Source organism: Achromobacter sp. 1014246743, assembly GCF_059760725.1.
In genome coordinates, this window is the sequence record NZ_JCBANA010000001.1 from 214,079 (window position 1) to 222,949 (window position 8,871).

Genomic DNA, 8,871 nt, shown 5'->3' on the forward strand with positions numbered 1-8,871 from the left:
TGATCCTCTTGACGCCGGTCTCGCCCGATTTTGGCGTCGAATGGCAAGCCCGGGTGCGGCGCTTTCTGTAGCCTCTCGGGGCTGTGCCCAAGGCCAGTTCACGAGCGACATTCGGTTTGCCCAGGCCGGCCTTCGCCATGCAACCCCACGGTTATCCCGGCAACAACATGAACGTCTATCCCCACCTGGTGGCCTGTGAACATTGCGACAGCGTGTACCAACGATGCCGCCTGGCGGCAGGCGAGGTCGCACGCTGCCGCCGCTGTGAGGCCGTGCTTGAACGCGCCAATCCGCTGGATGCGGACCGCTGGCTGGCATTGACCCTGACCACCGCCGTGGTGTTTCTGATTGCCAACATTTGCCCGGTCGTACGCATCAACCTGAATGGCATGCATCGAGAAGCGACGTTGTGGGAATTCGCCTGGGCCCTGGCCCAGGGAAGCGTGGCTCCCCTGGCGATGGTTACTGCGCTGGTGATCATCCTGGTGCCCCTGGCGCAGATCTCTCTGCTTTCATGGGTGCTGATCCCTGCGCGGGCCGGCCATCGCGCCCCTGGCTTTGCTGGCGCCCTGCGCATGTTGGCGCTCTTGAAGCCATGGAGCATGGTCGAGGTGGGCATCCTCGGCATCCTGGTGGCGATCATCAAGCTGATCAGCCTGGTGGAAGTCACCCTTGGCGCGGGGGTGTGGGCGACCGCTGCCCTGATGATATTGCTCACTTTGATTGCCCACCGGGACTTCTCTTCGCTGTGGGATCAGACCGAACAGGATTCGGCGGTACGAAGCGAAAGCGCGGCATGAACAGGCAGCCCTTCGCAAGTGACCTGTCGGTGGTGGGCTGCCATACCTGCGGCCTGGTTTGTGATCACCCCGACCCGCCTGGGCACAGCCGCTGCCCTCGCTGTGGCTCGGCGCTGCACCAACGGCGCCCGAACAGCATTGCCCGCGCCTGGGCGCTGCTGATGACTGCCATCATTTTCTATATCCCTGCCAACGTGCTGCCTGTCATGCACACCAGTCTGCTGGGCAAGGGCAGCGAGAGCACGATCATGGAAGGGGCGGTGGAGTTCTGGGCATCAGGCTCCTACGGCATTGCATTCGTGATTTTCATTGCAAGCGTGGCCGTGCCTTGCGCGAAATTCCTGGTGCTTGGGCTGCTGCTCGTGACTTCGCAACGGCGCAGTCGGTGGGCGAGGCGGGAGCGCGCCAAGCTGTACCGCATGGTGGAGTTTGTCGGGTACTGGTCGATGCTGGATGTGCTGGTGGTGGCGGTGGTGGCTGCCCTGGTGCAGTTCCAGGGCCTCACCGACATATCGCCCCGCATCGGCATTCTTTTCTTCGGCATGGTCGTGATTTTCACCATGCTTGCAGCGATGTCGTTCGACCCCAGGCATATCTGGGACGGTGAAATCAAGGGTGATGACGAATGAATGATGCTTCCAGGGAGCTTCCCGTGCCTGGCGCTCCTGCGGTGATTCCGCGTAAAAGATGGCGGCTCTCGCTCGTCTGGCTGGTGCCGGTCATCGCGGCCTTGATCGGGCTTTCCATGCTGGTGCAGACCTGGATGACGCAAGGTCCGGTCATCAGCATCACGTTTCGGACGGCGGCCGGCCTGGAAGAAGGCAAGACGCTCGTCAAGTACAAGGACGTCAATGTCGGCACGGTGACCGCCATCGGCCTGAGCGAAGACGGCTCCCACGTGGTGGCCACGGTGGCGCTCGATAAGGATGCGACGAGCCTGGCGCGGGTCGATTCGCGCTTTTGGGTGGTGCGCCCGCGCATCGGTATCGATGGGGTTTCCGGCGTGGATACGTTGCTGTCGGGGGCATACATCGGTGTCGACCGAGGCCAGTCGAGCGAATCCGCCACGGATTTCACGGGCCTGGAAAGTCCTCCCACCGTCATCGGGGATACGCCCGGCCGGTCCTTCGTCTTGCACACCGAAGATCTCGGCTCGTTGGACGTGGGGTCGCCTGTGTATTACCGGCGCATTCAGGTGGGCCGCGTTGCGTCATACCAGTTGGGCGAAGATGGCAAGGCGGTCGCCTTGCGGCTTTTCGTCAATGCGCCCTACGACCGGTTTGTCACTACGGCCACGCGCTTCTGGAATGCCAGCGGGGTGGACGTCTCGCTGGGCGCGGACGGGTTCAAGCTGCAGACGCAGTCGATCGCCACCATTCTCGCTGGCGGCGTGTCTTTCGGCACCTCGCCCGGCGCCTCCGGCGAGCCGGCAGCCGAGGATACGGCGTACGAGTTGGCCAAGGATCAGCAGGCCGCCCTGGCTCCCCCTGACGGCCCGTCGCAGGCCGCCTATCTGGTCTTCGAGCAATCTCTGCGCGGCCTGGCCATTGGCGCCGCGGTGCAGTTCGACGGCATGGACATTGGCAAGGTCATTTCCATCAAGCCGGATTACGACGCCGTCAGGCGTCGCTTCCAGTCCAAGGTCGGCATCGTGATCTATCCGCAGCGACTGAGCGAAATCCTGGAAAAAATGCCGGACGTTGATGGAAGCGAGGAAGATCGGCTGGTGCGCATGGTGCAGGAAATGGTGGCCCACGGCCTGAGGGCCCAGGCCAGGACCGGCAATCTGCTGACGGGCCAACTGTATATCGCCCTGGATTTCATACCCAATACACCGAAGGTGGCCTTTGATCCTGAGCGGCGTCCCATGATGCTGCCGACCGTCAGCGGCAGCTTCGACCAATTGCAGGAGCGGTTCGCCAGCATCGTGGGCAAGATCGACAAGATGCCGTTGGACAGCATCGCGCGCAATCTGGACGCGTCCTTTGCCAACCTGAATAAAGTGCTGTTGCAGGTGAACGGCCAGGTCCTGCCGCAGGCCACGCAGACGCTGCGCCAGGCGCAGCAGACCATCGGCGCCGCGCAGGGAATGCTTGCCGAAGATGCGTCCCTGAGACAGAGCCTGGGCCAGGCCCTTCAAGAGGTCCAGCGCGCGGCACGCTCGGTTCGCACGTTGACCGACCTGCTGAGCCGGTACCCGGAATCGCTGGTGCGAGGCCGCCCCGAGAATGCCGCGGCCGAGGCTGCCGCAGCGCCGTCCCGCAGCAAGATGGAGACTTCCCGATGATGAACCGATCGATGCGCATCAGCCTGCTTGCCCTGACCCTCGGCCTGGGCGCTTGCAGCACTTCGGCGCCTGTCCGCCACTACACGTTGCTGCATCCCCAGGAAGCCATCCAGACCGACCGCGCGCCGGCACGCTTCGTCATCGACGTGATGCCGGTGTCGTTGCCGGAATACCTGAATCAGCCGCAACTTGTGGTGCGGCAGGATGACAGCGGCGCACTCGCCATCCTGGACGACGAACGATGGCTGGGGCCATTGGACGAGGAAGTACGCACTGCGTTGTCGGCAAGATTGGTCGACCGCCTGGGCACCCAGGACGTCGCGGGCTTGTCCTGGCCAGGCAGTGTGCCGGTGATCAGGGTGAAACTGCAGATCCGCCGATTGGATGCGTGGCCGGGAAAGCGCGTGCAGCTTGAGGCGGGCTGGACCCTGGGGGATGCGCGAGAGCCTGGCGCCGACAAGCGGGTATGCCAGGGGCGTTTTGAAGAACCGGCCGCTGCCGGTTACCCCGCGTTGGTGCAAGCGCAGCAACGGGTGATCGCTGCGTTGGCCGACCAGATCGGCCGGGACGCCATGTCGTGGTCAACGTCGCGCCAGCCGCGTTGCGAGCCTGCGCTGGCGCGATCTTGAGCCTACTTGGGAAAATCAAGCTGCTTGAGCTTTTTGGAGGCCGTGCCGAATTGTCCTAGCTGGTAGACCGCGGCGCCGGCAGGCGCGAACGAAAATGCCTCGAACGGCTCGGCCAGCATCTTGTCGAGATCTGCCTTCAGGGCCACGCCTGTCGTGACATGCGGGCTGTATTTTCTACCCGCCGCGATCGAATCATAGGTCGACACGTAGGCAATCAGGACGGGATCGATGACAGGATCTTCGGGGGTTGTCACGAACGCCGTCGAGTCACCCGTCTCGGCCGTGTAGGGCGCCACGGCGGCAAGCAGGTCGGCCTGCAACGCCAGCAGCGCCGGGGTGGGGCGGGCGACAATGGCCGCCAGGCCGGTCGCCCCGCTTGGCAGGTAAAAATACCGGAACGCCTCGAGCCGCATCTGTCTTACTTTCGATTGCGCAAGCACGTCATTGGCCGCTGCATAGACCTTGTCCAGATCGGCCGTGCGGACGAAACGCTGGATGACCGTGATGTGCGGGCGATGGGTATCGTCCAGCGCGAACCCCTGGGGATAAGCCCTGAGCAGCCGTGCGTTGGTTGTCTCGGCCTTTTCGAGCATGGTCGCATCGGGTTCCAGGAGTATGTCGATTGCCGTGACGTTGCCTGGGGCGGCGGCCGCCTGCGGCAGCCCGATGTTCCAGCTGACCAAGGTTGCCAGGCCGATGGCGCAGGCCTGGTTGAGCCATTGGCGGCGACGGAGCGCATGTCTCATCTTGTGAATCCCGAGAGGTTGTTGTCTGCCGAGGGCCGGCGAGACGCCGGCCCGCTGTGTCGATGTGGCGCGTACGCGTGCGGCTCAACTGACCTTGTGCACGGCCGGAATGGCCCAGGTCCCGTCGAGGATGGATGGGGCGGTTGCGCGTGGCCAATAGGTTCTGAGCATCAGGATGAAATCCCCGGCAGGGGCGGGCAGCCAATTCGACTCCTTGTCCTTGCCCGGCGAATCCTTCTGTATATAGAGATCGGTCGATCCATCCGCATTGACCCGCAGGTTCTGGCGCGGACTGATCGAATACCGGTCGAGCGGGTTGTCCACGAAGAAGTAGCCGTCGTCATACATCGTCAACGACCAGAATCCTTCCACAGGCGGCAAATGGCCTTTGGGGAACCGCATGACATAGCGGTTCGAGCCGTTGTAGGGACGACCCTCTGCATCATTCTTCGAGATCGGGTAGATCGCGTCCTGGGGCCGGTTTGCGCCAAGCCCGATAGCGGTGATGAGCGCCCGCATCAGATAGTCGGTGCCGTAGGTGCCCGTGTGCGTCGTGAATGACCAGCCGTTGTCGTTCTTGAGGGTCTGGTAATGCTGCATGATCCTGTCGACGCCAGCCTTCGGAACGCCGCTGAAGACGTCCGCCGCCTGTTGGCTTCGGTCGAAGTCCTGGCCCGGGACGATGCCCAGGCGCTTGAACCTGGCGACGTGCGGCGCATCGGCCTGGGACGGCGGATTCGTCTTCATCAGTTCGCACAGCAGCGTGAAGTACGACAGCGCGTCCATCTGATTGACCTGGTCGCGCACCGCGGTAGCCATGTCCAGGGTCGGGTCGACCTTGCCTGCCGGCGGGGTGTATGGCTTGCCGTACGCACTCAGGGGGACGAGCTTGAACGCATCCTGCAAGGCATGGACGGCGGCATAGTCTTCGGGCGTGCCGGTGCAATAGATGCGGCCGAGCATCCATACGATGCTGGTGGGCGATTTGTATTCCTTGACCCCCTCGGGCAGGGTGCCTTTCCAGCCAGGGCCGGTGATTGCGTAGGTCTGCGCCCCGCTGCCGGTCGTGCGTTTGCCCGGAACCTCGAACACCGTCGTCCAGCCGTCGAGCATCGGCATCAGGGAATAACGGTCTTTCATGTCAGGGATGCTGAGCACCCAGGGTTCGCTGCCCACGTCAAAGAAGGCGTTGGTGTACAGCGTATCGGCGTTCGGTGCGGTGACGTCCCGGAATGAGGCGTCGGGATAGCTGCGCGCCTTGATGATCTGCCCCATCGGGCCCCGCACCCCGCCAGGTTCGGCGACATTGGTGATGATCCGGCGCGTCATCTCCATCGTCACCAAGGGGTAGCCGAAGATGTAAGCGTCGATCGCCAGATCCGCATCGTTTGCCGCGGGGCCGGGGCTGGAAAGCGCCCGCTGACCGGCGAGCGCTGTGCGAGCCATTGCCGTGCTGGCAAGCAAGCTCGATCCCGCCAACAAGACGGAACGACGGGTAATCTTCATAGGTTCTCCCACTGATTGCTGACAATCGACGCGTTGCGGCGAAGCAGATCGTGGCGTGCGCCGCGGCTCCGTCGTTCGCGTCCTCGCCTTGCATCATAGGAGTGGGGTCCCGTCCGGGGCTTGCCATCTGACGCCAAAGACGCTGGCCCACCCTGGCGCGAGCATCGGCGGGCATCGAGGGGGGAGGGGGCAGGCGCAAGCCTTCTGGCTCGAAGCGAGTGCCTGAGCCGGTGGCTGATCGGGGGGGAATAGGGGTTGGCGGAAGCGGTGGGATTCGAACCCACGAAGGGTTTAACCCCTTGCCGGTTTTCAAGACCGGTGCAATCGACCACTCTGCCACGCTTCCTGGTATTGCAATGTACTGCGGCAACGGCGATCCGGCCGCCAGGCAAACACTCCGCCTGCTGAAAACGCGACCTGCCGTAAAGGGCGCAATAATAATCTATTTGCCGCAAAGGAGGCACGCGATGCACGCTGTAGAAATCTCCCGCCCGGGCGGCCCCGAGGTGCTGGTCCCCGTAGAACGCCCCATGCCGCAACCCGGCCAGGGCGAAGTCCTGATCAAGGTCAGCGCCGCCGGCGTCAACCGCCCCGACGTGTTCCAGCGCAAGGGCAACTACGCGCCGCCCCCTGGCGCGTCCGATCTGCCGGGCCTGGAAGTGGCCGGCGAAATCGTCGGCGGCGACCTCGCCGGCAGCGGTTTCTCGGTGGGCGACAAGGTCTGCGCCCTGGTCGCCGGTGGCGGCTACGCCGAATACTGTGTCGCGCCCGCCGCCCAGTGCCTGCCCATTCCCAAGGGCCTGTCCGACATCGAAGCCGCCGGCCTGCCGGAAACCTACTTCACCGTCTGGAGCAACGTGTTCGACCGTGGTCGCCTGTCGGCCGGCGAGGCCCTGCTGGTGCACGGCGGCGCCAGCGGCATCGGCACCACGGCCATCCAGCTGGCGCGCGCGCTGGGCCACAAGGTCTATGCCACGGTGGGCAGCGACGACCGGGCCCGCGCCGTCGAGGCCCTGGGCGCCACGTTGGGCATCAATTACAAGACCCAGGACTTCGTCAAGGAAGTGAAGGATGCCACCGGCGGCCAGGGCGTCGACGTGATCCTGGACATGGTGGCCGGCGACTATATCGCCCGCGACATGCAGTGCCTGGCCGACGACGGCCGCATCGTCATCATCGCCCAGCTGGGCGGGGCCCAGGCCAGCGTGGACACCAGCCAGGTGATGCGCCGCCGCCTGACCATCACGGGGTCGACGTTGCGTCCCCGACCGGTGGATTTCAAGGGCGCCATCGCCCAGGCGCTGCGCCAGCACGCCTGGCCCCTGCTGGAGCAGGGCGCCATCAAGCCCATCGTCCACGCCACCTTCCCGCTGGCCCAGGCCGCCCAGGCCCACGCCATGATGGAAGGCGGCGAGAATATCGGCAAAATCATCCTGACGGTGTAAGAAACGCGCGGCGTCCGGCGCAGCGCCGCGCAACAGGATACAATCTCGGGTTTCGCCTGGAATTATTTCCAGGCCAGCCCGTGGGCGGGTGCTTTTTTCCGCCGGGTTCATCCACTCTGACATTTGCGCCATGACTTCAGTCGAAAACCGCGCCCGCCTCGTGCTGGGCAACTGGAAGATGCACGGCAACCTGGCTGAGAACGCTGCGTTGCTGACCGAGCTGCGCGCCGCGGATGCCGCGAGCCATTGCGAAATCGGCGTCTGCGTTCCGTTTCCGTATCTGGCCCAGGCCGCGTCGGCCCTGACCGGCAGCGCCGTGTCCTGGGGCGCGCAAGACGTCAGCGCGCACGACAAGGGCGCCTATACCGGCGAAGTCTCCGGCCCCATGCTCAAGGAATTCGGCTGCCGCTATGCGCTGGCCGGCCACTCCGAGCGCCGCGTACTGCACGGTGAAACCGACCAGGTCGTCGCCGACAAGGCCCGCGCCGCCCTGGCCGCCGGGCTGACCCCGGTGGTCTGCGTGGGCGAGTCCCTGGCCGACCGCGAAGCCGGCAACACGCTGGCCGTCATCGAGCGCCAGCTCAAGCCCGTGCTGGCCCTGGGCGCCGAGGCCGTCTCGCGCATGGTGCTGGCCTACGAGCCCGTCTGGGCCATCGGCACCGGCCGCACCGCCAGCCCCGAGCAGGCGCAGGAAGTCCACGGCGCCATCCGCGCCGCCCTGGCCGCGCTGGGCGCGGCCCAGGTACAGGTTTTGTACGGCGGCAGCGTCAAAGCTGCCAATGCCGCCAGTTTGTTCGCCATGACTGATATCGACGGAGCCCTGGTCGGCGGCGCGTCGCTCGTGGCCGAAGAATTTTTGCGAATCGCCGCCATCTAAGTTTCCGTTCCGGAGTCTGTAATGCCCTTGATGCTCAAACTTCTGCTGGCCGTCCAAGTGATCTCGGCGCTGGCTATCATCGTGCTGGTCCTGCTGCAGCAGGGCAAAGGCGCCGACATGGGGTCCGCTTTCGGTAGCGGCTCGTCGGGCAGCCTGTTCGGCGCCACCGGCGCGGCCAACTTCCTGTCGCGTGCCACCAAGTGGGCCGCCGTGGTCTTCTTCGCGTCCACCGCCGGCCTGGCCTATGTCAGCCACAAGGGCACCGGGGCTTCCGCGGTCGACAGCGGCGTGATGCAAAGCTTCCCGGCCGACCGTTCGGTGCCGCAAGTGCCGGGCGCGGCGCCCGCCACGCCGGGGGCGTCGTCCGTGCCGGGTGGCGCTTCGGTGCCGGGCGCCTCGTCCGTGCCGGGCGCTTCGTCGGTTCCGGGTTCGGCGCCGGCCGCCAAGCCCGATGCGTCGGTGCCGTCGGCCCCCGCTGCCGGCGACAAGCCCGCCGAAACGCCTGCGAAGTAAGCCCTTCGCATGCAAAAAAGCCGGCGCAAGCCGGCTTTTTTCATGGGCGCGGCAACCCTGGGCAGCCG

Annotated in this window: 9 protein-coding genes and 1 tRNA gene; 7 read left to right on the forward strand and 3 right to left on the reverse strand. The window is 65.1% G+C overall.

Annotated features, from left to right (window positions below; genetic code table 11):
- Window positions 1-167: 167 nt before the first annotated feature.
- From AC6LJ2_RS01015 to AC6LJ2_RS01030, 4 genes are read left to right on the forward strand one after another with little or no spacing between them, the layout of a single operon-like run.
- On the forward strand, window positions 168-800 hold the full coding sequence (locus AC6LJ2_RS01015; RefSeq protein WP_263910303.1) for a paraquat-inducible protein A: 633 nt from the start codon (window positions 168-170) through the stop codon (window positions 798-800).
- Window positions 797-1,429, forward strand: coding sequence for a paraquat-inducible protein A (locus tag AC6LJ2_RS01020; protein WP_445658328.1), 633 nt, complete (start codon window positions 797-799; stop codon window positions 1,427-1,429). The genes AC6LJ2_RS01015 and AC6LJ2_RS01020 overlap by 4 nt, the downstream gene beginning before the upstream one ends.
- Window positions 1,426-3,087: a PqiB family protein gene (locus AC6LJ2_RS01025; protein ID WP_263910305.1), complete on the forward strand. Its 1,662-nt coding sequence runs from the start codon at window positions 1,426-1,428 to the stop codon at window positions 3,085-3,087. The genes AC6LJ2_RS01020 and AC6LJ2_RS01025 overlap by 4 nt, the downstream gene beginning before the upstream one ends.
- Entirely contained in the window at window positions 3,084-3,716 is a 633-nt protein-coding gene (locus tag AC6LJ2_RS01030) for a PqiC family protein (RefSeq protein ID WP_445658329.1), read from the forward strand. The genes AC6LJ2_RS01025 and AC6LJ2_RS01030 overlap by 4 nt, the downstream gene beginning before the upstream one ends.
- A gap of 2 nt (window positions 3,717-3,718) precedes the next feature.
- Here AC6LJ2_RS01030 and AC6LJ2_RS01035 read toward each other — a convergent pair whose 3' ends face one another.
- The 3 genes from AC6LJ2_RS01035 to AC6LJ2_RS01045 all read right to left on the reverse strand — a co-directional run bounded on the left by AC6LJ2_RS01035 (window position 3,719) and on the right by AC6LJ2_RS01045 (window position 6,314).
- Window positions 3,719-4,462, reverse strand: coding sequence for a 2'-5' RNA ligase family protein (locus AC6LJ2_RS01035; RefSeq protein WP_263910307.1), 744 nt, complete (start codon window positions 4,460-4,462; stop codon window positions 3,719-3,721).
- Window positions 4,463-4,546: 84 nt separating this feature from the next.
- A complete protein-coding gene (locus AC6LJ2_RS01040) occupies window positions 4,547-5,968 on the reverse strand; it encodes a DUF1254 domain-containing protein (RefSeq protein ID WP_498150552.1) in 1,422 nt (473 codons plus the stop codon).
- Between the two features lie 256 nt (window positions 5,969-6,224).
- A tRNA-Ser gene (locus AC6LJ2_RS01045) sits at window positions 6,225-6,314 on the reverse strand.
- Window positions 6,315-6,435: 121 nt separating this feature from the next.
- Between AC6LJ2_RS01045 and AC6LJ2_RS01050 the strand changes: the two genes are divergently transcribed.
- From AC6LJ2_RS01050 to secG, 3 genes are all read left to right on the forward strand, one after another.
- Window positions 6,436-7,413, forward strand: a complete 978-nt coding sequence (locus AC6LJ2_RS01050) for a zinc-binding dehydrogenase (protein ID WP_263910309.1) — start codon at window positions 6,436-6,438, stop codon at window positions 7,411-7,413.
- 130 nt (window positions 7,414-7,543) lie between these two features.
- The gene (tpiA, locus tag AC6LJ2_RS01055; RefSeq protein ID WP_263910310.1) at window positions 7,544-8,290 is read left to right on the forward strand and encodes a triose-phosphate isomerase; all 747 of its coding nucleotides are present in this window, start codon (window positions 7,544-7,546) and stop codon (window positions 8,288-8,290) included.
- 21 nt (window positions 8,291-8,311) lie between these two features.
- Window positions 8,312-8,803 (forward strand): preprotein translocase subunit SecG, encoded by a 492-nt coding sequence (gene secG / locus AC6LJ2_RS01060; protein ID WP_263910311.1) that lies wholly within the window; start codon window positions 8,312-8,314, stop codon window positions 8,801-8,803.
- The last annotated feature ends 68 nt before the right edge of the window (window positions 8,804-8,871 follow it).

Bases quoted from the DNA above. Each gene is read 5' to 3' on its own strand.
- AC6LJ2_RS01015 (WP_263910303.1), top strand. From the start codon at position 168: ATGAACGTCTATCCCCACCTGGTGGCCTGTGAACATTGCGACAGCGTG.
- AC6LJ2_RS01020 (WP_445658328.1), top strand. From the start codon at position 797: ATGAACAGGCAGCCCTTCGCAAGTGACCTGTCGGTGGTGGGCTGCCAT.
- AC6LJ2_RS01025 (WP_263910305.1), top strand. From the start codon at position 1,426: ATGAATGATGCTTCCAGGGAGCTTCCCGTGCCTGGCGCTCCTGCGGTG.
- AC6LJ2_RS01030 (WP_445658329.1), top strand. From the start codon at position 3,084: ATGATGAACCGATCGATGCGCATCAGCCTGCTTGCCCTGACCCTCGGC.
- AC6LJ2_RS01035 (WP_263910307.1), bottom strand. From the start codon at position 4,462: ATGAGACATGCGCTCCGTCGCCGCCAATGGCTCAACCAGGCCTGCGCC.
- AC6LJ2_RS01040 (WP_498150552.1), bottom strand. From the start codon at position 5,968: ATGAAGATTACCCGTCGTTCCGTCTTGTTGGCGGGATCGAGCTTGCTT.
- AC6LJ2_RS01050 (WP_263910309.1), top strand. From the start codon at position 6,436: ATGCACGCTGTAGAAATCTCCCGCCCGGGCGGCCCCGAGGTGCTGGTC.
- tpiA (WP_263910310.1), top strand. From the start codon at position 7,544: ATGACTTCAGTCGAAAACCGCGCCCGCCTCGTGCTGGGCAACTGGAAG.
- secG (WP_263910311.1), top strand. From the start codon at position 8,312: ATGCCCTTGATGCTCAAACTTCTGCTGGCCGTCCAAGTGATCTCGGCG.